We start from the raw sequence: 24,599 nt of genomic DNA, 5'->3' as shown, positions 1-24,599 counted from the left end.
CCGGAGACCAGGGGCGTCTCACCTCAACGACACGCCGCGGCCCTGACCAGGCATTGCCCGCTCAACTTCGAAGAGCCCCGATACCGAGCTCGAAGCAATCGGCGCCGGGTCGATCCACTGGAGCACCGGACAAGCGGCAGCCGACGCGGACGCGATCATCTGGGCGGTCGGTCGGGTATCACCGAACACGACGTGGCTCCCCTCGGACATGCTCACGGACCGGGGGTTCGTACGCGTCGACGACGATCTCGGAGTGCCCGGATACCGGGGAGTGTTCGCCGTCGGGGATGTCGCCGACACCGATCCGCTGCGCGGCTCGGCTCGCAACCGCGCCGACCGCCTGGTGGCACGCAACGTCCTCGCCTACCTCGACGGCCGCGGGACTCGCCGATACCATCCGGCCGAGCACCGGTGGGGGTCGGTGTTCGGGCCCAGCGACAACGGGTTGGACGTGTTCTCCCCCAACGGAATCCGCTTCCGATTCCCACGATGGACCGTCGACACACTACTGCAGCCGCTGATCGTGCGGCGCGGCATCTACGGTGGCGTGCGGCGGAGCGGCGGGGTGCGGCGGGGCGGGGTCAGTGCGCAGCGTCGTGGTCGAGAGTGACTCTGACCCGCACCGATCCCTTGCTGTCCTTCGATGCGACGGCGTGACCCCTCCGGTTCTCGCCGTCGAGGGTCACGCTGATCGGTGCGCCGTCACCGGTGAAGTTGCGCCACCACGTCTTTCGATCGGGCATGGCGACGCCGATCGTGACCGTGTCGCCCGATCGCACATAGTTCACCGGAAAGGTGACGTGCTTACCGGACTTTCGGCCCGTGTACGACACCGTGGTGATCGCACGGCCGAGCAGGCCGTCGAGTCCGGGGATGCGCAGGAGTGGGAGGACGACCGCCCTGTTGACCGCGCCTATCACCTGCTGAAACCGGTTGGGCCCGTCGGACTGGCTCGTCTGGCTCACGACGTCTCCTTCGCTGCGACTGATCGAGCGGGTTCGATGATCAGGGTCCGGGTGGCGAGAGCCGGAGACCGCACTGTTGCCACCCGGGTATCGGGTTTGCGGCCGGTGCGAACCTGCGAAACCGTGAACCCCGCACTCGCCAGCCGCGTCTGTGATGCTTCGATATCGGTTGTCGCCCAAGCGATCCCCCACAGTGCGATCGGCGGGCCGGCAGGTTGTGTCCGGTCGGTTCGAGACCGTTGGGAGTCACAAGGACTTCGACGATGAGATCGTCTGCGCGGAAGAACAGTTGGCGCAGTCCCTCGTCGACGTGCCTGTCGAGACGAAAGTCGAGGCCGAGAGTGGAACCGAACAGCCCCACCGCGTGGTCGCGGCCGGCAGCCTGGAACACGAGATGGTCGATGCCGCGGATGTCGCCCGCGCTGAGCGCCGCGTGGGGCCGGGGTTTGCGGTACTCGGTCACCCCGAGCGGAAGTCCATCGACGTGGATTGTTGCGGCGTCGCGGTGGTGGGCCTCGAGTCCGCGTCGTTCCAGCAGTGTCTGCCACGACGACGCGTCCGCGACGTCGAACAACACGCGGTGCCCGAGCTGACTGCGGCCGAATCGCAGCGTCGCGTTCGACGTGGCGTATTCGTCTGCGCTGTCGTCGCGCGCGAGAAGACGTCGGTATGCGTCGGTGGTCGCGGCGAGATCGTCAACAGCCAATTCGACGACGGTCACGAGCGTTTCCGCCTGCGCCGTTTGTCCGGAATGTCCACGGCCCTGCTCGTGAGATGCCAAGAGCCGCAGACGCATTCATAGGAGCGCAACGTCGGGGTAGAACGTCCGGCCCCACGGATCCTGGTCACCGCGGCGTCGACCTCGTGTACGTCACGGTAGGCGTCCTTCTCCGGTGTCGGACAGGGCGCCGTGGGAGATGACCGACTCTGCGAAGAGCGTGTCTGGGAGGACCGAGGGGACGATGAGCGCCTACGCCCGGAGTGCGCGGTGCCCGCCTCGATACGCCGATAGAACTCGTCGAGTTCGTCGTCGGCGAACGGCGGCACCACAACTCCTCTCGTCGCACGTGACACCACGACCGCGTTGCGGCCGTCAACCTCAGCGTGCCATCCAGATCCTGCTGCGGACCACCTCGCGCATCCGAGCAAGTTGACCCTTCGAAAGGGTAACCGGTGGTTCGGCGTTCAGCAGGTGCTGGACCTGTGTGAAGAAGTCGCGGTCGGACAGCCCGAACTGCGAGCTGATCTCGCGCGACGAACCCCCACCGAGTGCGTACCAGCTCTGCTCGAAGTCGAGCATCTGACGCTGCGTCGGATCCATAAAGTACTCACTCTTTGTGCTGTGATCTGTGTCGATCGTCGGATGTGAAGGATGTGGAACGGGCCTCGGCGAATGTCCGTCGTCCCTGGTCTGGAAAGCGAGCCCACCGCTGTTAACGTCCTTTGTACACTCGGCCCGGCGCGATGGATACCCATTTGGCCATGCGGCGCAAAAACGCTGGGCCACCGCAAGGTAACGAGTTGTCATCGGACGCGCCAGAGGCTCGAGTGCGCCTCGGATTCGAGAGTCGTCGACCTATGCTGAGAATCATGGCTGAGCATTCGGCAAACAAGGCTCCTGTCGCGTCGACACCCGAACCGGGTCCCGACAAACCGGGTTCCGACAAGGACGTGACCGTCAGTTCGACGTCGGCGGAGACCCAGCCGACATTCTCCGAGCGTCTCGCCAAGGGAGCACGGAAGTTCCTCTTCGTCGCGATCGCCGTCGCGATCGCGGTGATCATCTATTTCATTCTCGCGGCGTTCCTGCCGCGCTGGTGGGCAGAGCAGATCGGCCGCAACGTCGACGGTTCGATGGGACGGGGAATCGGCAGTGGTCTGTCGATCGGGTTCGTCTGCACGTTCATCCCCATATCGATGCTCGTTCTCGCGGTGGCGTTCAGAGGTCGGATGAAGAATGTCGTCTCGATCCTCTGTGTGGTGATCGGCGTTGTGGTCGCGATCCCGAATCTGCTGACACTGAGTATTCAGCTCGGCGACAACAATGCAGCACATGTGGGCAAGCAGATCCTCAACGTGCGGGCACCGGGATTTCGCGCGGCAAGCGCCTGGGGCGTGATCATCGCCGTACTGGTCGCGATTTTGCTGAGCATCTTCGTCGTCATGTATCGGCGACGAGGTAAGAAGCTCAATCAGGCGACCGGTGCCGATCAGAAAAAGCACGGCAAAAAGAAGTAGTCAGCGACCGTCGGCACGTGCACGCTGCTGGTCGCGGCGGTTCGCGACCACGCTGCTGAACAGTGCGGCGCCGATGAACACCACACCGATGAGTCCGGTCACGATGTCGTTGATGTGGAACTCGATGCTGAGCAGCAGGATCACGGCCAGTGCGCCGATAGCCCAGTGAGCGCCATGCTCGAGGTAGCGATACGAGGCCAGCGTTCCGGTGCGGACCAGGTAGATCGTGATCGACCGAACGAACAGCGCGCCGATGAACCCGAGGCCCAGGGCGATGATGATCGGATCCGCGGTGATGGCGAACGCGCCGATGACGCCATCGAACGAGAACGATGCGTCGAGGACTTCGAGGTAGAGGAAGAGGAAGAATCCCGCTTTTCCGGTCGCTTTGGCTCCGGCGGACGGACCACCCTCGTGCAGGTCGGGATCGGACTGGAAAAGTGCGCTCAAGCCGTCGACCATGAGGTAGGTGACCATGCCGAGAATTCCGGCGATGAGGACTGTCGAGCGGATCGAGTCGGGGGCGAGGAACTCTGCGACCAGAACCAGGGTCACGGAGGCGAGGACGACCGGAAGGGCACTGAGCCGTCCGATCTTCGACAGCGGACGCTCCAGCCACGTCAACCACGTCAGATCGCGATTGCTCAGGATGAAGTTGAGAAAGAGCATGAACAGGAACATCCCGCCGAATGCCGCGATCTGCGGGTGTGCGTCGGTGAGAATCGTTTCGTAGCTCGGGCTTCCGTCGGCGAAGTGGTCCGCATCGTCGGGCGGTGGGTTCATCGCAAGCCGGAACGCTTCGACAGGATTGAGCCCGGCCGTCACCCAGACGATCATGAGTGGGAAGAGCAGGCGCATCCCGAAAACGGCGATGATCATGCCAACGGTGAGGAACATACGCTGCCAGAACGCACTCATCCGTTCCAGCACGGTGGCGTTGATGACTGCGTTGTCGAAGGACAGCGAGATCTCGAGAACGCCGAGTATCGCGGCGAGGGCCACCGCCTCCCAGCCCCCGTAGAAGAACGCGACGACGAGCGCGAGAGCGGTGACGACGATCGACAGCCCGAAGATGCGCCCTATCAACGGAGTCGCTCGGCGTCCTTGGCGAGCGTCACGACTTCTGCCGCCAGCTCGGCAACAGTGCTCGTGTCAGCGTTCTCGCCCACCGCTGTCGCGAGATCCTCCGCAGCGCAGCGCAGGGCGAAGAGGCGGTCGCCGAAGTCGCTCACCTCTGCTTGAGTCAGAATCACGGCGTCGGAGGGAATAGAAGTGCCCTCCGTGAGCGCTCTTTGTTCGTAGGCGCGTTGACGGCACGACCGCTTGCAGTACTTGCGCCGACGTCCGTGCTCGGAGTCGACCATCGACTGGCCGCACCAGGCGCAGGCGTAGGGGCGCCGCCGCGATCGGGTTGTACCGCTCGTCGTGTGCTCCACGTTGATGACCGTACCCAAGTCTCGTCGTCGAGGTTTGTGCGGCGGCCCGCGGCAGCGTGTCGCCGGTGATGCGGAAGTGACGCGGTCGGCGCGTAGAATAGGAGTGTTGAGCGTTCGACAGCGCTCGAGAAACGAGAGGACACCGCCAAATGGCAGATCGAGTACTTCGGGGCAGCCGCCTCGGCGCGGTGAGCTATGAGACCGATCGTGATCACGATCTCGCTCCGCGACGAATCGTCCAGTACCGGACCGACAACGGAGAAATCTTCGACGTCCCCTTCGCCGACGACGCCGAGGTTCCGTCGAAGTGGCCGTGCAAGAACGGTATGGAAGGCACGATCCTCGAGGGTGCAGAACCCGAGGAGAAGAAGGTCAAGCCTCCGCGCACGCACTGGGACATGTTGCTCGAGCGCCGAAGCGAAGACGAGCTCGAGGTGCTGCTCAATGAGCGGCTCGACCTCCTCAAGCAGCGTCGTCGCGGAGTCACCAACTGACGTACGCGTCTTAGATCACACATCAGCCGGGTGGAGTCATATGACTCCACCCGGCTGATGTGTATCAGTGGTTCAGTGTGACGCTGTGCCCGTCTCGGGCCGCCGATCGGCTTCGGACCCGTCAACTTCAAGGCCCGACCGTCGCCCGATCATCCCCGCTTGTGCAGCCCGATCTTGTGCAGGCGGTTCTCGATGCCCCAGCGGGCGACGCTGGTGAATGCCTCAGCCATCACGCCACCGCTCATCTTCGACGAGCCGACTTCGCGCTCGGTGAAGGTGATCGGAACCTCGCGAACGTCGTAGCCGGCCTGGATCGTGCGCCACGCCAGGTCGATCTGGAAACAGTAGCCCGCCGACTCGACCGTATCGAGGTCGATGGTCTCGAGTACCTTGCGCCGATATGCGCGGTAACCAGCGGTGATGTCGTGCACGTTGGTGCCGAGCGCCACACGCGCGTAGGTGTTGGCACCTCGCGAGAGAACCTCGCGGTACTTGGGCCAGTTCACGAGCTTGCCGCCGGGAACGTAGCGCGACCCGATCGCGAGGTCGGCGCCGTCGTTCACCGCGTCGAACAAGCGGTACAACTGCTCGGGTGCGTGGCTGCCGTCGGCGTCCATCTCGACGATGACCGCGTAATCGCGGTGCAGGCCCCATTCGAAACCGGCGAGGTAGGCCTTGCCGAGGCCGTCTTTCTCGACGCGGTGCATCACATGGGTACGACCCTCGTCGTCGCCCTTGGCGAGTTCGTCAGCTACGTCGCCCGTGCCGTCGGGGCTCGAATCATCGACGATCAGCACGTGGACGCCCGGCATGGCTGTCTGCACCCTCGACACGATTCGGGGAAGGTTCTCGCGCTCGTTGTACGTGGGGATGACGACCAGTGCGCGCGCGCCGTCGGATGCGACAATCCCGCCCTCGTCTTGGCTGGTCGCATCTCCGCTACCCGTTGTCACCACGCTCCTCCGACTCCCTTGCATCACCCTGTGCGACCGGTGTGCCACCGGTGCCGACCTCACGAGGCCCGAGAGTGAACCTATAACGACGCGTCAGCACGACCAAAAGCCCACCCACCGTCACCACGACGATGATCCACTGTGGCCACGCCCCGAGAATGGTCGCGACGGTCTTGGCCGAGTGCAACGGTAAGCGATCGGCGAGCACCGCCGGGGTGAACACGCCCGACTCACGTGAGATGGATCCGTCGGGTTCGATGATCGCGCTCACCCCGCTGGTCGCTGCGACGACGACTGCCCTGCCGTGTTCGACGGCTCGGAACTGCGACATTGCGAGCTGCTGGTAGGTCATTTCCGTTTTGCCGAAGGTGGCGTTGTTGGTCGGGACGTAGAGGATGCGGGCGCCGTCGTCGACTGCGGCTCGGGCCGACCTGTCGAAAGCGATTTCCCAGCACGTGGAGACACCGACGGTGACGTTGCCGGAGCGTCCGGGGACGGTGATCGCCGACGGGCCGGTTCCGGGACGGAAGTTGCCGGCCATCGACGCGTACGACGAAAACATGCTGAAAAACGGACGCCAGGGCAGGTACTCGCCGAATGGCTGAACGATGTGCTTGTCGTAGCGGGCAACGGGCCCGTTCGCGCCATCCCACACCAGGACGGAGTTCGTCGGCCGACCGTCGGAGTTCATCACGAGCGTCCCGACGAGGATCGGCGCACCAACGGAAATCGATGCGTCGGTGATCTCCTGCGCGGCGTCGGCGTTGGTGAGCGGCGAGATGTCAGAGGCGTTCTCTGGCCACGCCACGAAATCAGGCTGTTCGGCGGTTCCCGCCCGCACGGCGTCGGCAAGACGCAGGGTCTCCCGAACGTGATTGTCGAGAACGGCCCTGCGCTGAGCGTTGAAGTCGAGGCCGAGACGCGGCACGTTTCCCTGCACGGCCGCAACCTGTACCGATGCCGACGCGACGTTGCGGTCGAGTGTGTCGGGGGTCAGGGCGATCGCTGCGATAGGCCCCACAAGGGCCAACACGACCGCCAACGCCGCGGCGCGTGCCACCGATCCGCTGCCCGTCACGACTCTGGTGACGAGGACGATGATGAGCCAGGCCACCGCTGCGCCGAGCAATGCGACGGCTGCTGAGACGCCCGGCGCACCCAGGATGGATGCGAGGGGTAGTAGCGGTCCGTCGACCTGGCTGAATGCCGCTCTCCCCCAGGGGAATCCGCCGAACGGAACAGATGACCGAAGAGCCTCGATAGTCACCCACGACAGTGCAAACCACAGCGGTGGGCACGGGAGTCGCATGGTCAACACGGCGCACACACCGAAGAGTGCCGAGAACACCGCGAGCACGACGGACAAGGCGATCCACGGAAGCGGCCCCACGTAGACGCCGATCCACGGCAGCAGCGGGATATAGAACGCCAGCCCATAGATGAATCCGACGACAGCGCCGAGGCGGGCGCGGATCGGCCCGGAGAGCGCCACGAAGAGCAGGCCCATCGAGATGACGGCCATGAACCACCAGTTGCGCGGTGGGAACGCCGACCACATCGCCAGCCCCGCCACGACGGCCAGAGCCGCACGCACGAGAAGTGGGGTCCAGCGGGCACCAGCCAACCTCGACCATCGTCGATCGGTGTGCTCGGGGGTGTCGGTTCGGGTGCCGGATGACTCCGTCGGTGTCACCGAGTCGTCGAGGCCCGGCGTCTTGTCGTGTAGTGAATTGTCGCCCACCGCGCTGTTGTTTACGGCGTTCTTGTTCACGGCGTCGTTGTCTACCGAGTCGCTCACCGGTCAGTGACCCTCGGCGCGATAGACGTCACGACCACGGTGCACGGTCCGGACGCATCGTGGCAGCGCGCAGCCGGGCGAGACGTCGGGAAGTGCGGGCACGCGGGATCGCGGGTCCAGCGACCAGCGCTGAACGCTCTCGTGCGATCCGGCAACGACGAGCTCGTCGACTTCCCAGACCGCGTAACTCGCCGGTGCGCCGACCGCCAGTGTGCCGGTGAGTCCGTCATTGATTCCTCCCGCGCGCCAGCCGCCTCGTGTTGAGGCCGCAAACGCACCACGTGCCGAGATGGCGTTTCGGGGCTGATGATGATGGACGGCCGCACGTATGGTCACCCATGGATCCATCGCGGTGACCGGTGAATCCGACGAGAAGGCCAGGGCCACGCCAGCTTTGGCGAGCGCGGCGAAATCGTTCATCCGGGCGGCCCGTTCGTCGCCGAGACGCTGCGCGTAGAGGTTTCCCGGTGCGCCCCACTGCGCATCGAACTGCGGTTGCATGCTCGCGACGACACCACACGCGGCCAGCGTCTGAGCCTGGGAGGCGTCGACCATCTCCGCATGTTCGACGCGGTGAGCGCGCGACGCGAGCGCGGGCGTACCGAACTCGGCCGCGAGCGTGTCAAGTGCACTCACCACCGTCGCCGTTGCCGCATCGCCGATCACATGAAAGCCGGCTTGCAGCCCTGCTTCGGTGCATGCGCGAAGGTGCTCGAGAACGGTCTCCGGCGAGAGGTAATCGATACCGGTGACGTCTGGTGCATCGTGGTAGGGCTCGAGGAGCCACGCCGTCCGCGAGCCGACCGCTCCGTCGATGAAGAGATCGCCGCCGAGCGCGTCGGCGCCGGTGATCGCGACGAGTTCGCGAGCGTGATCGGCGTTCTGCGCGGCCTGCCCCCAATAGCGTCGTACCTCGACGGCATGGTCGAGTTCGCCGATGGCGAGAAAGTCGTCGAGACCACTGATGTCGGGTCCGCCGTTCTCGTGGATCGCGACGATTCCCCTTGCCGCGGCAACGTCGAGTGCGCGCAGTTGTGCGCGGGTCCGCGATGCGGGACTCACCAACGATCGTGCGGCACCGCGCACGAGGTGATGCGCCTCGGCGATCAGCGGCTCGTCCGGGTGGTAGCCCTGCGCGTCCTCCAAGCCGATGACCAGGCGTCGCAGCGCCGTCGACGCGACGGCGGAATGTTCGTCGACTCGGGCCAGGTAGACCGGACGATTGCCGACGATCGCGTCGATGTCGGCGGTTGTCGGGAACCGGCCGTCGGAGATCTCGGCACCCGACCATGTCGAACTGTCCCAACCGCGGCCCCAGATGAGGTCGCCTTCATCGACGGTCGACACGGCGTCGGCGAGCATTCGGAGGCAGTCGGTGCGCGAGACGGCGTCGTTGAGGGTCAGTCCCGTGAGCGCAAGACCCGTCGACGTCAGGTGCACATGCGCGTCGACGAATGCGGGTGCGACGAAATGCCCTTCCAGATCGGTCACGGCGGCGTCGGGATGAAGTGCCCTCCCGACGTCGTCTGCGCCCACCCAGGTCACGACGCCGTCGGTGACGGCAAGGGCAGTCGCGTCCGGGGTTGCAGAGGAATAGACGGTCCCACCAAGGAGCAGTTCGGTTGCCACGGTTGTTCAGTGTGCTCCCTCTGGGGAGGCCGGTGTGTCAGTGGCCCCGCGGGAGCTGCGGCTGGTCGGCCGACCAGCCGGTTGACGAGTTCGGTGTGGAGTAGGCGGGATCGTCGACGACGGTGCCGTCGATGACGGTGCCCCGCTTGACCCCTGCCGGTCCGTAGGCACCCGCGCGGGTCATCGCAGACATCACCGTGCGTGTGCCGACTGCGGCCAGCACCGGACGCAGGACGCGTCGCGTCGGCGGAAGGAGCGCGATCGTTCCGACAACAGTGGACACCAAGCCGGGCACGATCAGCAGGATCGACGAGGCGCCGACCACGGCGGTGTCGGCGAGCGGGGCTCGAGCGTCGACTTCGTTGCGCGAGGCGCGGCGGAGTTCACCGAACACCTTGCGGCCCTGCCAGCGAAGGATGAGGAATCCGACGAAGGAGGCCAGGATGGTGATCAACACCGCCCAGGCGAAGCCGAGCGTCATGACCATGGCCACGAACACGGCGATCTCGATCACGAGGTAGACGAGGAAGTACGGGAAGCGCATGGGTGTGCCTTTCTGGTCCGATGCAGGTGAGTTTCGACACCCGACGCCGCATCGGAGATGTGCATTCACTCAGTCCAACGAACGAGCACCCGATTTTGCTCCCGTGCAGCGGCCTGGGCCACCAGCTATTCCGACCGGCCCTCGATCTCGCCCTCAGCCTGCAGGTACACGGCCCGCAACTGGTCGAGCATGTCGGCGGGCGGCGTCTCCCACATATCGCGGTCGACCGCCTCGAGAAGGCGTTCAGCGATACCGTGCAGTGCCCACGGATTCGACTGATTCATGAACTCCTGATTGCGCTCGTCGAGCACGTAGGACTCGGTGAGCTTCTCGTACATCCAGTCGGCGACGACGCCGGTCGTGGCGTCGTACCCGAACAGGTAGTCGACGGTGGCCGCCATCTCGAACGCGCCCTTGTATCCGTGCCGCTGCATCGCGGAGATCCACCGGGGATTGACGACCCGTGCACGGAACACGCGACTTGTCTCCTCCGACAGGGTGCGTGTTCGGACGGCGTCGGGCCGCGTCGAGTCGCCGATGTACGCCTCCGGGGATGTGCCGGTCAGTGCTCGGACCGTCGCCACCATCCCGCCGTGGTACTGGAAGTAGTCGTCGGAGTCGGCGATGTCGTGCTCACGGGTGTCGGTGTTCTTCGCCGCCACCTTGATTCTGCGATACGCCGAACGCATGTCGTCGACTGCTGCGACGCCGTCGAGTTCGCGGCCGTACGCGTAGCCGCCCCACTCGGTGTAGACGCGTGCGAGGTCCTCGTCGCTGCGCCAGTCACGAGAATCGATGAGTTGCAACAGCCCTGCCCCGTAGGTTCCGGGTTTGGAGCCGAAGATCCTGGTCGTCGCGCGGCGTTGATCGCCGTGCTCGGCGAGTGCCGCGCGGGCGTGCGCGGCGACGAAGTTCTGGTCATCGGGTTCTTCGGCCGACGCCGCGAGTGCGACGGCGTCGTCGAGCATGGTCACGACGTGTGGGAAGGCGTCACGGAAGAATCCGGAGATCCTGACGGTGACGTCGATGCGCGGACGACCGAGCTCGTCGAGCTCGATCAGTTCGAGATCGCGGACCCGCCGCGACGCCTCGTCCCAGATCGGCATGACGCCGAGGAGCGCGAGGATCTCGGCGACGTCGTCGCCCGAGGTACGCATCGCGCTGGTGCCCCACGCCGAAAGCCCCACGGAGGCAGGGTATTCACCATGATCGGTCAGATACCGCTCCAGCAGGCTGTCGGCCATCGCCCGGCCCGTTTCCCATGCGAGACGAGAAGGAACAGCCTTGGGATCGACGGAGTAGAAGTTGCGGCCCGTCGGCAACACGTTGATCAGTCCGCGCAGCGGCGAACCGCTCGGGCCCGCAGGAATGAAGCCGCCGTCGAGTGCGTGCAGAATGCGCCGGATCTCCCCAGCGGTCTGCCGCAACCGCGGAACCACTTCGGTTGCCGCGAAACGCAATACGTCGCCGACAGCGGCGGGGTGACCGGCCGCCGCATCCTCGACGGCCGAGGTCGACCACTCCCCTTTCGCGCACGCTGCCACAAGGTCGCGGGCGGTCGCTTCGACTGTGTCGACGTCGGTGCGCACGGAGTCTGCGCCCTCGTCGAGTCCGAGCGCTTCACGCAGACCGGGCAAAGCCTCTGTGCCGCCCCACAATTGGCGTGCGCGCAGCATAGCGAGAACGAGATCGACCTCGGCGTCGTCGACCGGGGGTTCGCCGAGAACATGCAGGCCGTCGCGAATCTGCACATCCTTGATCTCGCACAGCCAGCCGTCGACGTGCAACAGCATGTCGTCGAAGACCTCTTCGTCGGGCCGCTCGGTGAGGCCGAGGTCGTGATCCATCTTCGCGGCCGTCAGCAGCGTCCAGATCTGCTGCCGGATCGCGGGGAGCTTCGCGGGATCGAGAGTCGAGATGTTCGCGTGTTCGTCGAGGAGTTGTTCGAGTCGTGCGATGTCGCCGTAGGACTCGGCCCGCGCCATCGGCGGGATCAGGTGGTCGACAAGCACCGCGTGTGCTCGACGCTTCGCCTGGGTGCCCTCGCCCGGATCGTTGACCAGGAACGGGTAGATCAGCGGGACGTCGCCGAGCGCGGCATCGGTGCCGCACTGTGCCGACATTCCCAGCGTCTTGCCCGGCAGCCACTCGAGGTTGCCGTGTTTGCCGATGTGCACGATCGCATCGGCGCCGAAGCCCGGGATGTCTTGTGCGGCAACGGCTCTACCGGCGAGCCAGCGATAGGAGGCGAGGTAGTGATGCGAGGGCGGAAGGTCGGGGTCGTGATAGATCGCGACCGGATTCTCACCGAACCCTCGGGGCGGCTGCACCATGATCGCCACATTGCCGAATGTCAGTGCTGCGACGACGATCTCGCCGCCGGGGCTCTGCGATCGATCGACGAAGAGGTCGCCTGGCGCTGGCCCCCAGTGCTGTTCGACGCCGTGTCGCAGTTCCTCCGGCAGCGTCGCGAACCACCTCTCGTAGTCGGTGGCGCTGACGCGAATCGGGTTGGCAGCCAAGGCCTCCTCGGTCAGCCAGTCGGAGTCCTGGCCGCCACGGTCGATGACCGCGTGAATCAGTGCGTCCGAATCATCCTCGGCCAGACCGGGAATCGCGTCCGGCCCCGATTCCGGACCGATGTCGTAGCCTGCCGCGCGCAACGCATCCAGCAGACGTAGCAGGCTGCGAGGCGTGTCGAGGCCGACAGCGTTACCGATGCGCGCGTGCTTGGTGGGATACGCCGACAACATCAGTGCAATCCGACGATCCGCGGGTGCGATATGCCGTAACCGGGCGTGCGACACCGCGATTCCGGCAACCCGGGCGCATCGCTCGGTGTCGGGTTGGTACCAGGGCAGACCGTTCTCGTCGAACTCCTTGAAGGAGAACGGCACGGTGATGATGCGGCCGTCGAATTCCGGAACAGCCACCTGAGTCGCGACGTCGAGCGGCGAGAGCCCGTCGTCGTTGGCCTCCCAGTCGGCTCGTGGCCCGGTGAGGCACAGTCCCTGCAGGATGGGGATGTCGAGCGCGGCGAGGCGCTCGATGTTCCACGCCTCGTCGTCGCCCCCGGCCGACGCCGTGGCAGGTGTCGCGCCACCGGCGGCGAGGACGGTGACCACCAGCGCATCCGCGGTCGCCAGCAACTCGATGAGGTCGTCTGGTGCGGTGCGCAACGAGGCGCAGAAGATCGGGATCGGCCGCGCTCCGCGCTCCTCGATTGCTGCGCAGAGTGCTTCGATGTACCGCGTGTTCCCTGCGAGGTGCTGTGCTCGGTAATAGAGGACACCGATCACCGGCGCGGTGTCCGGAACAGCTCTGGTCGGCTGCCGCTCGAGAACTCCCCAGCCGGGAGTCTGTTCGGGGGGTTCGAACCCGTACCCCGACAGCAACACCGTGTCGGACAGGAAGTTGTGCAGGTTGGTGATGTTGGGCACCCCGCCGAAGGCGAGGTAGTTGTGGGCGTCTGCGGCCACCCCGGCGGGCACCGTCGACAGCGCCATCAGGTCGGGATCGGGTTGCTGCTCGCCGGAGAGGACGACCACCGGCTTCCCGACGGCGAGGACGGCGTCGAGCCCCTCCTCCCAGGCGCGGCGCCCACCGAGGATGCGAACGACGGTGAGGTCGGCGTCGGCGACCATGCCGGGAACGTCGTCGAGCAGGATTCGTGACGGGTTCGCGACGCGATACTCCGCGTCGCTGGCGTCAGCGGTGATGAGATCGGTGTCCGACGTGGACAGCAGCAGGATCATCGCAACTCCTCGGACTCCGACTCGCGCGGAGACATGTGGAACACAGGTCCGAGGTCGCAGGTCTGGCTTCGCAGGAGCCCGCTGCTCTCGCGTCACAGTGGCGCGACCGCGCCGGAATCGCACCGGCTTCCGCGCACCTCGTGCGGCTCAGCCTAGTGGAGAGCGTTCCGCGACGGTCGCACGCGTCCCGCGCAGGTTCGCACCCGTCCGCCGACGCCTACGCTGGATACCGTGCGTGACCCCGCCTCCCCTTCGTCACACGGCCAGTCCCGTGAGCTCACCGGTGAGCCGTCGTCGGGGCGAACAGTGTCTGACCGATGCCCCGGAGTCTTCACCCCGCACCCGGCCGCCGACGGCGCACTGGCGCGTGTTCGTCTGCTCGGTGGATCGATCACGCCCGAGCAACTCGCGGTGCTCGCGCATGTGGCCGCACAGTACGGCGACGGTTTCGTCGATCTGACGGGGCGCGCGAATGTGCAGATACGCGACATCGCCGATGTCGACTCTGTCGCCGACGCGCTCGTCGATGCCGGACTGGTGCCGAGCACCACCCACGAGAAGGTACGCAACATCGAGGTCAGTCCCTTCACCGGGCGCGTCGGCGGCCTCGCTGATCTACGTCCCCTGGCGCACGAACTCGACGACGCGCTCCGCTCCGATCACAGCGTCGCGGCGCTATCCGGCCGGTTCCTCTTCGGCCTCGATGACGGACACACCGACATCGCGGTTGGCGGCACCGATGTGTGCGCCGTCGCGCGTAGCGGCACCGATGGATCGGTCGGATTCGACATCGTCGTCGACGGCGAGATCGCAGGCTCGGTCGCCCACGACTCTGCCGTGGCACAGGCGTTGCTGGGTGTCGCGCACGACTTCCTCGAGTTGGCGGACGGTGCGTGGCGGATCGCGGATCTACCCGAGTCCTCGCGTGGCGACCTGATGAGGGTGACCCGGGACCGACTCGACCCGCCACTCGAGCCAGGAGCTCTCGCAACGACGGGCGGCGATCCGCGGGTGGGGTGGTTCGACCAGGATGACGGCCGCGTGCTGCTCGGAGCCGTGGTCGAACTCGGGCGCCTGCCCGCGCGCCTCGCCGAATTCATCGCAGCCGTCGAAGCGCCGGTGGTGTTCACGCCAGACCGCGAGATCCTCGTCTGCGATCTCGGCGAGGGTGTTGCCGAGACCGTGGTGCGCGTCCTCGCTCCGATGGGACTCATCTTCGACGCCGCGTCATCGTGGGCGCAGGTCAGCAGCTGCGCCGGCGCACCCGGCTGCTCGCGCGGGCTCGCCGAGGTACGCGCTGACGTGAAGGAGCGCGTCGATTCGGGGCCGCCGGTCACCGAGCGTGAACACTGGGTGGGGTGCGACCGTGGATGTGGGTCGCCGCGCGAACCGCACCTGCGGGTCGAGGCAACCGGCGCCGGATATCGACGCACACACGAGTGAGGATCAGGTCCGCTCGACCACCCCGATAGGGTTGAACAACTATGCCCGAATACCTACGTGACGCCGCCGAGATCTACCGGCAGTCTTTTGCCACCATCCGAGCCGAAGCTGATCTGTCCGGATTCGCCCCGGATGTCTCCGGGGTCGTCGTACGCATGATTCACGCGTGCGGCGAAACGGATCTGACGACGAACGTCGTCGCGACAGACGGCGTCGTGTCCGCGGCACGGTCGGCTCTCGAGGCAGGTGCGCCGATCCTGTGCGACTCGACGATGGTCGCCAGCGGGGTGACGCGCAAGCGGTTGCCCGCCGGCAACGAGGTGCTGTGCTACCTCGCGGAACCCGGCTTGCCTGCGCTCGCCGAGCAGTTGTCGACCACACGGACCGCTGCGGCCGTCGAGTATTGGCGTGACCGGCTCGACGGCGCGGTCGTCGCGATCGGCAACGCACCGACCGCGTTGTTCGCGCTCCTCGACATCATCGATGCAGGCGCACCACGTCCGGCAGCGATAGTCGGTGCGCCCGTCGGATTCATCGGGGCCGCGGAATCCTGTGCGGCACTGGCGAACCGCGACGATCTCGAGTTCATCACCGTCACCGGACGTCGAGGTGGATCAGCGATCGTTGCCGCGGCGATCAACGCGCTGGCGAGTGCACAGGAATGACGTCATGAGCACATCACCCGACGCGGGGAACACATCGCGCAAGGCGGGCTCCGGAAAACTCTGGGGCGTCGGGCTCGGTCCCGGTGACAGCGAGTTGGTCACGGTCAAGGCCGCACGTGTCATCGCTGCGGCCGATGTCATCGCGTATCACAGTGCGCGCCACGGAAACAGCATCGCCCGAGGTGTCGCCGAGCCGTATTTGCGTGGCGATCAGATCGAAGAGCGGCTGATGTATCCGATCACGGTCGAGACCACCGATCATCCGGGCGGCTACCGTGGCGCCTTGAACGACTTCTACACCGACAGTGCCGAGACTCTCGCGGCGCATCTGCGGGCAGGACGGGATGTCTGTCTGCTGGCCGAGGGCGATCCGCTCTTCTTCAGTTCGTACATGCACATGCACAAGCGCCTCGCCGACGACTTCGACGCCGAGATCGTGCCCGGCGTTACGTCGGTGAGCGGGGCCTCCGCCGCGCTGGGCATCCCGCTCGTCGAAGGTGAGGAGACACTGACCGTTGTGCCGGGAACACTCCCGGTCGACGAGCTGACTGCGGAGTTCGCCGGCGCCGACGCCTTCGCGGTGCTCAAGCTGGGTCGGACCTTCTCGACGGTGCGCACAGCCCTCGAACGCGTCGGACGGCTCGACGAGGCGTGGTACGTGGAACGGGCGTCAACCGCGGCACAGCGTGTCCTGCCCGTCAGCGAGGTCGATCCGTCGGACGTCCCGTACTTCTCGATGGTCGTCGTGCCGGGCCGACGCAACAATCCGCGTTTCGATCCGACGGAGCTCGGGACCGGCGAAGTCGTGGTGGTCGGGCTCGGGCCGGGGGCCGCGTCGCAGACAACGCCGCAGGTGCGTGCCGAATTGTCGTCCGCGACTGACCTCGTCGGCTATCGAACCTATCTCGCGCGCGTCACGCCTCGGCCGGGGCAGCGGGTGCATGCCAGCGACAACCGTGTCGAGGCAGAGCGCGCAGAATTCGCGCTCGATCTCGCCTCCCGAGGTGCCCGCGTGGCCGTCGTGTCCTCCGGTGACCCGGGTGTGTTCGCGATGGCGGCGGCTGTCGCCGAGGTCGCGGCGCAATCGCGCTGGGCCGACGTACCCGTCCGCGTGGTACCGGGGGTGACGGCGGCAACTGCGGTCGCCGCGGTTGCCGGTGCCCCGCTGGGGCACGACTTCGCCGTCATCTCGCTGTCGGACAGGCTCAAGCCGTGGGAGCTGATCGAGGCGAGGATTCGGCACGCGGTTCATGCCGATCTGGTGATCGCCGTCTACAACCCCGGCTCACAGAGCAGGACATGGCAGGTGCCGCGCCTGCATGATCTGTTGCGCGAGATGGTTCCCGACGACCGTGTGCTCATCATCGGGCGCGATGTCGGCGGACCGGAACAGACTCTGTCGGTGACGACTGTCGGCGCGTTCGATCCGTCGATCGTCGACATGCGCACGATGCTCATCATCGGATCGTCGGCGACGACGATTGCCGAGCGCAGCGGCGGTCGTCTGGTCTTCACACCGCGCCATCACAGCGTCTAACTATCTCAGCGCCTGACTATCTCAGCGTCTCATTGACTCAGGGCTGACCAGCGAGCAGATCACGGACGAGCCCGACGGCGACTTCTGCGTCCTCGACGGCGCGCGTCGCGGGTTCGCTCGGACGGTCGACCATCACGACCTCGATGCCGAGAGCCCTTGCGGCGTGGAGCTTTGCGCGAGTCATGTCGCCGCCGCTGTTCTTCGTGACGAGCACGTCGATGCCGTGCTCGCGCATCAGAGCCGTTTCGTCGGATAGACGATACGGGCCACGCGACCGGATCACCGTGTGGTGCATCGGCATAGCGGTCTGCGGTAGGTCGACGACCCGGATGAGAAACCATGCGGATGTGTTCTCGGCGAAGGCGTCGACGTCCTGCCTTCCCGTGGTCAGGAATACGCGGGCTGGTCGACCGTCGAGATGCCCTGCGGCGCTGTGGATGTCCGGAACCCGAACCCAGGTATCTCCGTCACCCGGCGACCACGGTGCGCGGCACAGCCGGACGAGAGGCAGTGCGAGGTCCTGGGTTGCCGCAGCGGCATTGGCGCTGATGCCACTCGCGAAGGGGTGTGTCGCATCCACGACGACGCGAATCGCGTTGTCGCGCAGCCATGTCCGTAGACCGGCCACTCCCCCGAAACCTCCGATGCGTACGGCGCCGACGGGCAGTCGCGGCTCGGCAACTCGGCCGGCAAGTGAACTGATCACGGGAATGTGCTCGGCGACGAGTCCGGCGGCCAGTGCGCGCGCTTCGCCGGTGCCCCCGAGCACCAGCACAACCGGGGTATCGGTCATGTCGTCGATGAACTGTCGTCGTGGGCGCCGCTGCGAAGTTTTGTCATCCGTGCCTGCGAGTAGAGATAGCTGTCTGTGGGGGTCGAGGTTCCCGGGTCGAGCACCTTGCCCACGAAGATGACCGCGGTGCGGCGGATCCCGTGGTCGTCGAGCTGCTGCGGCAGATCCGACAGCGCGCACCTGATCACCACCTGATCGCTGCGGGACGCGAATGCGACTGTAGCCGTAGGGCATTGCGGCCCGTAGTGTTCGGCGAGTGTTTCGACGATCTGTGGCGCGCGGTGCGCGGCGAGGTGCAACGCGAGGGTGACACCCGACTGCGCCAGGCGCGCGAGTTCTTCACCTGGCGGCATGTCCGTCGACAGCGTCGACACGCGGGTGATGAGAAGACTCTGGCCGACGCCGGGCACGGTGAGTTCGGTATCGAGGGCCGCCGCTGCCGCGGCGAAAGCCGGTACCCCCGGCACGATTTCGGTATCGATACCCAGACGTCTGAGCTCACGATGTTGCTCGGTGAATGCCGAGTACAGCGAGATGTCGCCGGAATGCAGGCGTGCGACGTCGCCACCGGACGCGTGTGCCTCGACGATGTGCCCGACGATTGCGTCGAGTGGCATCCGAGCCGTGTCGATCAGGGTGGCGTCGGCGGGACACAGGTCGAGAAGTTCCTGCGGGACAAGCGATCCGGCATAGAGGCAGGTGGCGCATTCACCCAGGATGCGGGCGCCACGCAGGGTGATGAGGTCGGGTGCGCCCGGTCCCGCACCGATGAAATAGACGGTCACGACTCATCGTCCGTTCGTGTGACGACCCACTGCACGATCGGGAGTGCGGGGCGCCATGTGGTCATGGAGCCGAGCGGTTCGACGGTTTCAATGGAGAATCGTCGAAGGGTTCCACCGACGCGGCGGTGCCAGTCGACGAGCAGTGACTGGGTTTCGACCGTGACAGCGTTCGCGACGAGGCGCCCATCTGGGAGCAGCGCGTGCCACGAGGCGGTCAGAACCTCGTCGTCGAGCCCTCCCCCGATGAAGATCGCGTCCGGATCCGGTGCGCGGCGCAGTGATTCGGGCGAGGCGCCCAGCACGGTCAGCGACCCCGCCACACCGTGCCGGGCGGCGTTGCGTCCGAGTCGCGCGGCACGAACGCGGTCACGTTCGAATGCGATGGCGCTCCCGTCGGAGTCTGCGCGCAACCACTCGATCGCTACGCTCCCCGACCCGGATCCGATATCCCACAGGAGCGCTCGCCCACCTGGTGCGAGGGCCGCGACGGTCAGCGCTCGTACCGCCGACTTGGTGAGTTGGCCATCATGCTCGTAGGCGTCGTCGGGTAGCCCTGGTAGGCGTGTCGTCCTGGGTCCGACACAATCGATGGCGACGATGTTGAGCGCATCGTGGGGTTGAGGTCGATACAAGCGCGCAACAGTCTCGACGATCCGTTGTCGTGGACCACCGAGTTGTTCGAGAACCGTCATCCTCGACCAGCCGAACCCGTTGCGCACCAGCACCTCGGCGATCGCGGCGGGTGTCTGTGATCCCCTGCTGAGCACGAGAATCCGACGGCCGTCGGTCAACGCGGGCACCACGACGTCGGCGTCGTCGCGCAGCGTGCTGATCACCTGTGTGCGGGACAGGTCCCACCCTAGTTCGGCGCAGGCGAGACTCGCCGACGACACGGTGGGGACCACTCGAACCCGGTTGCGCCCCACGGCATTGACAATCGTGGAGCCGACACCGTGGAACATCGGATCGCCGCTGGCCAGTACGTGCACCGCGGAGTGAGAAGTGGCGGACAACACCTGCTGCAGGTGCTCGGACATCGGCGAATGCCATGCCACCGTCGTCGCGTCGAGGTCGGGAAGGAGTTCGAGTTGGCGTGTCGACCCGTATATGACTGTGGCGCTGCGTAATTCGTCTCGTGCACGGTCGGTCAGTCCTGCCCACCCGTCGGCGCCGATCCCGACGACGACGAACTCCGATGTGTCCGTCGCCGCGGCCGTCATCGGGGCAACCTGCGCCAGATCGCCCGCGGTACGAACTGCATCGCGAATCCGACGAAGCGCAGTGGTCCGGGAATCCACACCTCCCAACGACCGCGGTGGTACGCCCGTGCCACCGCGTCGGCCACCTGCTCGGCGTCGACCGACATGGGCGCGGGCTTGGTCCCGGAGGCCATGAGGTCTGCTGTCATGTTGCCGACCACGAAACCCGGTCGGGCGAGCAGCAACCGGACGCCCGATCCGTGGAGTGCGTCCGACAACCCACTGGCGAAACCGTCGAGTCCGGCTTTCGCCGACCCGTACACGTAGTTGCCACGACGTACCCGCACACCGGCGATCGACGAGAAGACGATCATGGTGCCCGACCCCTGTCGCCGCAGTGCGTTGGCCAGCGGCGTCAGGACGCTGATCTGACCGACGTAGTCGGTCTGCGCGATCTGCAACGCGTGCGCGACGTCGGTTTCGGCGCGGTGCTGATCGCCGAGAATGCCGAACGCGATGATCGCCGCGCCGATCGGTCCGTGATCGGCTGTGATCGTCTCGATGAGCGACGAGTGTGTCTGCGTTGCATCGGCGTCGAACTCGACGGTGATGACGTTGGCGGCGCCCGCCGCGCGCATCGCGGCCATCTCCTCGTCGAGGTCGTCGGACCGACGCGCGGCAAGGACGACGCTCCGGCCTGCGACGAGCCTCTTCGCGAGGGCGATCCCGATCTCGCTGCGTCCACCGAAGAGGACAACGGTTCCCTGGTCGTCGTGTGAGTTGCTCCGCGCCATGACAGGCAGTATTCCACCGGCGGACAGGCAGCCGACAGCGGCGCCACCGCGGTGGCTATCGTTGGCGCCATGCCGCGTACTCCGGAATACCTCGGTTCCGCTGCGCTCGACTTCTTGGGCGAGCGACACCTTGCGTCACTCGCGACGCTCCGACCCGACGGCACGCCACACGTCGTTGCCGTCGGATTCACGTATGACCCCGACAGCGGGCTCGCTCGGGTGATCACTCGTGAGGGCAGCCAAAAGGTGCGCAACGCCGAGCGCGGCGGCTATGCCGCGGTGACCAACGTCGACGGTCCGCGGTGGCTGACGCTGGAGGGCCCCGCGACCGTTCACCGCGATCGCGACCGCGTTGCGGAGGCCGAACGGCGCTACGCCCAGCGATATCGGGAGCCGAAACCGAATCCCGAGCGCGTCGTCATCGAGATCGACGTGCAGCGTGTGCTCGGGTCGCACTCGCTGCTCGATTGATCGTCACCCCTTCCCGTGGGGCCTGGGTTTACAACACCACCAACTCGTGCGGGCGCACATTGACCGGTTCGCATCCGTCGTCGGTCACGATGACGATGTCTTCGATCCGCGCGCCCCACTGCCCCGGGAAGTACACGCCCGGTTCGATCGAGAACGCCATCCCGGCCTCGAGGACGAGATCGTTGCCACTGACGATGTAGGGCTCCTCGTGAACAGACAGGCCGATGCCGTGGCCGGTTCGGTGGATGAAGTTCTCGCCGAATCCAGCGTCGACGAGTACCTCGCGCGCGGCGGCGTCGACCTTTTCCGCAGTCACTCCGGGGCGTACGGCGGCAACAGCGGTCCGCTGAGCGAGCTCGAGTGCGGCATACGCTCGTGCTCTGTCGTCGTTCGGTTGGGCGAAGCAGTACGTCCGCGTGGAATCGGAGTTGTAGCCCGGTTCGACAGGTCCCCCGATGTCGATCACGACGATGTCGTCGGCTTGAATCACCCGCTCGGACTGCTCGTGGTGCGGGTCGGCGCCGTTCGGACCCGACCCGACAATGATGAATTCCGGCGCGGTGTGCCCCTCGGCCACGATCGCCTCGCCGATATCGGCGGCGACGTCGGCTTCCGTGCGTCCCGGACGCAGCCACTCACCCATGCGTGCGTGTACCCGGTCGATCGCGGCGCCTGCGCGTCGAAGGGCCTCGACCTCGTTGTCGTCCTTGATCATTCGCATCTGGCGGAGCACCGGCGTCGCGAGGACGGGGGTGGCTCCCAGACGATCTGCGATCGGCACCAGATGCAGCGCGGGCATCGACTCGGAGACCGCAACCGCAGCGGGAGTCGGCAATCCGGCGACCGCCAGCGCATGTGCGTCGTCGCCGTCGACCCAGTCGACGACGTCGATGTCGAGTTCGCTGACCGCGGAGTCGCGCACGGAGGCGAGCTCGAGTCGAGCAATCACCAGCCGAGGGGCGCCGGCAGCGGGGATCACCAAGGCCGTCAGACGCTCGAAGGTGTCGGCCCGCGAACCGGTGAGATAGCGCAGGTCGGGGCCGGGAGAAACGATGAGGGCGTCGAGTCCGGCTTTGCCGGTCAGCACGGCGGCCCGTGCAAGGCGACGGCGGTACACCTCGGCGTCGAAACGCTCTTCTGCAGTGGCGGTCACGAGTCGAAGCCTACGCGGATGGCAGAGTTGAGACATGCCAGGATCCGTGATGTTGCTCGACGGCGCAAGCCTGTGGTTCCGCTCGTTTCACGCTCTGCCCGAGAAGCTCACCGCGGCCGACGGACGGCCCGTGAACGCGGTCCGTGGATTCGTCGACACGATCGCCTCGCTGGTGTCCCAACACCATCCGACGCGTCTCGTCGTGTGCCTCGACCTCGATTGGCGGCCCGCGTTTCGTACGGATTTGTTGCCGTCTTACAAGGCTCACCGGGTGGCGCAAGAGGCGCCGCATTCCGGCGATGCAGGTCGAGAAGAGCCCGACATCGAAGAGGTTCCCGACACCCTCACGCCGCAGGTCGACATGATCCTCGATGTGTTGGCCGCCGCGGGACTCACGACATCGGGAGCGGCTGGGTGCGAAGCCGATGACGTCATCGGCACACTCGCAGCGACCGAGGCTGACGACGACGTGATCGTCGTCAGCGGCGACCGCGATCTGCTGCAGGTCGTGGCCGACGACCCGGTGCCGGTGCGGGTGCTCTACGTCGGACGCGGGCTGGCGAAAGCCGAGCTGATGGGGCCTGCAGAGGTTTCCGACCGATACGGGGTGCCCGTCGAGCGCGCGGGCACCGCCTACGCGGAGATGTCGATGCTGCGCGGCGACCCGTCGGATGGTCTGCCCGGCGTCGCGGGGATCGGCGACAAGACCGCCGCGAAACTGATCACCACCTACGGCGACCTCGACGCACTCGAGGCTGCCGCCGACGACCCCTCGTCGACGCTCACTCCGCGCGTGCGGTCAGCACTGCGTGACTCCACGGACTACCTCCGTGCCGCGCGCACCGTGGTCACTGTCCGCACCGACGCACCGACGGTGGAGAGCATCGACGACGATCACCTGCCGTCGGCGCCCGCCGATCCCGAGCGACTCGCCGACCTCATCGACGAACTGCGTATCGGTACCTCGGTGGGAAGGCTCGCCGATGCGCTCGGGTGGGAGTTGGTCTCGCGCTGATCAGCTCGTGGGACGCGACACCTCATACTTGCCGTCGTCGTCGAGGATCGTGACCTTGACCTGCTGTTTCTGGCCTCCAACGGTGACCGAGCAGCTGAACGAATTGCCCTTCTTCACGCTCTGACCCGACGGGCACGACACGTTCGAGACATCGGTCGCCTGGTAGTCCTTGGTCAGCACCTGCTTCACGCCGTCCTGAACCGCATTCTGGTCGAGCGACTTCGGTGCCCACCCCGGCCAGGCGAACGCGGTGATGAGCAGGATCGCGGCAATGACGACCACGGCTCCGACACCGCCGAAGAGGCCCACGCGCTTGTTTTTCGACGACCCCGACGCGACCGACATCGCCGAGAACTGGTCCCCTTGCTGGCCGGGCTGACCGAACTGGCCCGGCTGGGTTGCCGCCTCACCCGCGGCGCCTGCCTGCCCGTACTGCCCCGGCTGGCCGTACTGACCGGGCTGACCGTACTGGGGTGCCTGACCGTACTGGCCCGGCTGCTGTGGCTGGCCGTACTGGGGCGGCTGTCCGTACGCGGGCTGGCTTGCCTGGCCGTACTGGGGAGGTTGCCCGTACTGGCCCGGCTGCTGCAGTTGACCGTACTGGGGAGGTTGCCCGTACTGGGGCTGGCCTGCCTGGCCGTACTGAGGTGCCTGACCGTACTGGCCCTGCTGCGGGGGCTGGCCGTACTGGGGCGGCTGCCCGTACTGACCCGGCTGCTGCGGTTGGCCGTACTGGGGAGGTTGCCCGTACTGGGGCGGCTGTCCGTACTCGGGCGGTTGCGGGGAGTTCTGCCCCTGCCGGCTGTCCTCGCGCGGCTGATCACCGGTCGAGGACTGGTCACCGGCGTTGCTGGGATCGTACGGATGGCTCATGCGTCTCTCTCTCGATCGGCCCGGCAGTGGCGCACCGGTGTGCAATGTCGAACGGTCAC

At 66.3% G+C, this 24,599-nt stretch carries 24 protein-coding genes and 1 riboswitch; of the genes, 8 read left to right on the top strand and 16 right to left on the bottom strand.

The features are described 5' to 3' along the window. The first annotated feature begins 52 nt into the window (after positions 1-52). A complete protein-coding gene (locus A5785_RS16275; protein WP_442902859.1) occupies positions 53-610 on the top strand; it encodes an FAD-dependent oxidoreductase in 558 nt (185 codons plus the stop codon). Here A5785_RS16275 and A5785_RS16270 read toward each other — a convergent pair. From A5785_RS16270 to A5785_RS16260, 3 genes are all read right to left on the bottom strand, one after another. After that, positions 582-965, bottom strand: coding sequence for a hypothetical protein (locus A5785_RS16270; RefSeq protein WP_064867578.1), 384 nt, complete (start codon positions 963-965; stop codon positions 582-584). The two genes, A5785_RS16275 and A5785_RS16270, sit on opposite strands and share 29 nt — an antisense overlap. Positions 966-1,005: 40 nt before the next feature. Further along, positions 1,006-1,761 carry a hypothetical protein gene (locus tag A5785_RS16265; RefSeq protein ID WP_231895482.1) on the bottom strand — a complete coding sequence of 252 codons (756 nt, stop codon included), beginning with the start codon at positions 1,759-1,761 and terminating at the stop codon, positions 1,006-1,008. Between the two features lie 303 nt (positions 1,762-2,064). Beyond that, complete coding sequence (locus tag A5785_RS16260; protein WP_064863990.1) at positions 2,065-2,286, bottom strand: DUF3263 domain-containing protein; 222 nt, start codon at positions 2,284-2,286, stop codon at positions 2,065-2,067. A 269-nt stretch (positions 2,287-2,555) separates the two neighbouring features. Between A5785_RS16260 and A5785_RS16255 the strand changes: the two genes are divergently transcribed. Further along, complete coding sequence (locus A5785_RS16255) at positions 2,556-3,203, top strand: hypothetical protein (RefSeq protein ID WP_231895480.1); 648 nt, start codon at positions 2,556-2,558, stop codon at positions 3,201-3,203. On the opposite strand, the gene A5785_RS16250 is transcribed toward A5785_RS16255, so the two are convergent. Continuing rightward, on the bottom strand, positions 3,204-4,289 hold the full coding sequence (locus A5785_RS16250; protein WP_064867567.1) for a DUF475 domain-containing protein: 1,086 nt from the start codon (positions 4,287-4,289) through the stop codon (positions 3,204-3,206). Further along, the gene (locus A5785_RS16245) at positions 4,286-4,645 is read right to left on the bottom strand and encodes a hypothetical protein (protein ID WP_197500835.1); all 360 of its coding nucleotides are present in this window, start codon (positions 4,643-4,645) and stop codon (positions 4,286-4,288) included. Before A5785_RS16245 ends, A5785_RS16250 begins: the two co-directional genes overlap by 4 nt. A gap of 143 nt (positions 4,646-4,788) precedes the next feature. On the opposite strand from A5785_RS16245, the gene A5785_RS16240 reads away from it, so the two are divergent. Then, on the top strand, positions 4,789-5,133 hold the full coding sequence (locus A5785_RS16240; RefSeq protein ID WP_064867565.1) for an RNA polymerase-binding protein RbpA: 345 nt from the start codon (positions 4,789-4,791) through the stop codon (positions 5,131-5,133). 149 nt (positions 5,134-5,282) lie between these two features. Here the strand turns inward: A5785_RS16240 and A5785_RS16235 are convergent, their stop codons facing one another. The 5 genes from A5785_RS16235 to cobN all read right to left on the bottom strand — a co-directional run bounded on the left by A5785_RS16235 (position 5,283) and on the right by cobN (position 13,812). Further along, entirely contained in the window at positions 5,283-6,110 is an 828-nt protein-coding gene (locus A5785_RS16235; RefSeq protein ID WP_442902858.1) for a polyprenol monophosphomannose synthase, read from the bottom strand. Further along, a complete protein-coding gene (gene lnt / locus A5785_RS16230) occupies positions 6,073-7,644 on the bottom strand; it encodes an apolipoprotein N-acyltransferase (protein ID WP_231895481.1) in 1,572 nt (523 codons plus the stop codon). The genes A5785_RS16235 and lnt overlap by 38 nt, the downstream gene beginning before the upstream one ends. Before the next feature lie 243 nt (positions 7,645-7,887). Beyond that, positions 7,888-9,513, bottom strand: a complete 1,626-nt coding sequence (locus A5785_RS16225) for an amidohydrolase (RefSeq protein ID WP_064867563.1) — start codon at positions 9,511-9,513, stop codon at positions 7,888-7,890. A 37-nt stretch (positions 9,514-9,550) separates the two neighbouring features. Continuing rightward, the gene (locus A5785_RS16220) at positions 9,551-10,057 is read right to left on the bottom strand and encodes an FxsA family protein (protein WP_064867561.1); all 507 of its coding nucleotides are present in this window, start codon (positions 10,055-10,057) and stop codon (positions 9,551-9,553) included. Positions 10,058-10,182: 125 nt separating this feature from the next. Next, positions 10,183-13,812 carry a cobaltochelatase subunit CobN gene (gene cobN / locus A5785_RS16215; RefSeq protein WP_064867559.1) on the bottom strand — a complete coding sequence of 1,210 codons (3,630 nt, stop codon included), beginning with the start codon at positions 13,810-13,812 and terminating at the stop codon, positions 10,183-10,185. A 12-nt stretch (positions 13,813-13,824) separates the two neighbouring features. Further along, positions 13,825-13,943, bottom strand: a riboswitch (cobalamin riboswitch). Between the two features lie 100 nt (positions 13,944-14,043). Between cobN and cobG the strand changes: the two genes are divergently transcribed. From cobG to A5785_RS16200, 3 genes are read left to right on the top strand one after another with little or no spacing between them, the layout of a single operon-like run. Next, complete coding sequence (cobG, locus tag A5785_RS16210) at positions 14,044-15,255, top strand: precorrin-3B synthase (protein ID WP_082946589.1); 1,212 nt, start codon at positions 14,044-14,046, stop codon at positions 15,253-15,255. A gap of 41 nt (positions 15,256-15,296) precedes the next feature. Further along, the gene (locus tag A5785_RS16205) at positions 15,297-15,920 is read left to right on the top strand and encodes a precorrin-8X methylmutase (RefSeq protein WP_064867556.1); all 624 of its coding nucleotides are present in this window, start codon (positions 15,297-15,299) and stop codon (positions 15,918-15,920) included. 4 nt (positions 15,921-15,924) lie between these two features. Beyond that, on the top strand, positions 15,925-17,457 hold the full coding sequence (locus A5785_RS16200; protein ID WP_064867554.1) for a precorrin-2 C(20)-methyltransferase: 1,533 nt from the start codon (positions 15,925-15,927) through the stop codon (positions 17,455-17,457). Between the two features lie 37 nt (positions 17,458-17,494). Here A5785_RS16200 and A5785_RS16195 read toward each other — a convergent pair whose 3' ends face one another. From A5785_RS16195 to A5785_RS16180, 4 genes are read right to left on the bottom strand one after another with little or no spacing between them, the layout of a single operon-like run. Beyond that, on the bottom strand, positions 17,495-18,250 hold the full coding sequence (locus A5785_RS16195) for a cobalt-precorrin-6A reductase (RefSeq protein WP_064867552.1): 756 nt from the start codon (positions 18,248-18,250) through the stop codon (positions 17,495-17,497). Next, on the bottom strand, positions 18,247-19,035 hold the full coding sequence (cobM, locus tag A5785_RS16190) for a precorrin-4 C(11)-methyltransferase (protein ID WP_064867550.1): 789 nt from the start codon (positions 19,033-19,035) through the stop codon (positions 18,247-18,249). Before cobM ends, A5785_RS16195 begins: the two co-directional genes overlap by 4 nt. Further along, positions 19,032-20,255 (bottom strand): bifunctional cobalt-precorrin-7 (C(5))-methyltransferase/cobalt-precorrin-6B (C(15))-methyltransferase, encoded by a 1,224-nt coding sequence (locus A5785_RS16185; protein ID WP_064867548.1) that lies wholly within the window; start codon positions 20,253-20,255, stop codon positions 19,032-19,034. Before A5785_RS16185 ends, cobM begins: the two co-directional genes overlap by 4 nt. Then, the gene (locus A5785_RS16180) at positions 20,252-21,028 is read right to left on the bottom strand and encodes an SDR family NAD(P)-dependent oxidoreductase (protein WP_156528072.1); all 777 of its coding nucleotides are present in this window, start codon (positions 21,026-21,028) and stop codon (positions 20,252-20,254) included. The genes A5785_RS16185 and A5785_RS16180 overlap by 4 nt, the downstream gene beginning before the upstream one ends. A gap of 69 nt (positions 21,029-21,097) precedes the next feature. Here A5785_RS16180 and A5785_RS16175 point away from each other — a divergent pair, with 69 nt between their 5' ends. Further along, positions 21,098-21,499, top strand: coding sequence for a pyridoxamine 5'-phosphate oxidase family protein (locus tag A5785_RS16175; protein ID WP_064867587.1), 402 nt, complete (start codon positions 21,098-21,100; stop codon positions 21,497-21,499). A gap of 28 nt (positions 21,500-21,527) precedes the next feature. Here A5785_RS16175 and A5785_RS16170 read toward each other — a convergent pair whose 3' ends face one another. After that, the gene (locus A5785_RS16170; protein ID WP_064867546.1) at positions 21,528-22,688 is read right to left on the bottom strand and encodes a M24 family metallopeptidase; all 1,161 of its coding nucleotides are present in this window, start codon (positions 22,686-22,688) and stop codon (positions 21,528-21,530) included. A 13-nt stretch (positions 22,689-22,701) separates the two neighbouring features. Between A5785_RS16170 and A5785_RS16165 the strand changes: the two genes are divergently transcribed. Beyond that, entirely contained in the window at positions 22,702-23,667 is a 966-nt protein-coding gene (locus A5785_RS16165; protein WP_197500834.1) for a 5'-3' exonuclease, read from the top strand. Here the strand turns inward: A5785_RS16165 and A5785_RS16160 are convergent, their stop codons facing one another. Next, positions 23,668-24,540 carry a DUF4333 domain-containing protein gene (locus A5785_RS16160; RefSeq protein WP_064867542.1) on the bottom strand — a complete coding sequence of 291 codons (873 nt, stop codon included), beginning with the start codon at positions 24,538-24,540 and terminating at the stop codon, positions 23,668-23,670. It abuts the gene before it with no gap. Between the last annotated feature and the right edge of the window lie 59 nt (positions 24,541-24,599).

Source organism: Gordonia sp. 852002-50395_SCH5434458, from assembly GCF_001665905.1.
GTDB classification, from domain to species: Bacteria; Actinomycetota; Actinomycetes; order Mycobacteriales; family Mycobacteriaceae; genus Gordonia; species Gordonia jacobaea.
This window is presented reverse-complemented; position numbering and strand designations above follow the sequence as displayed.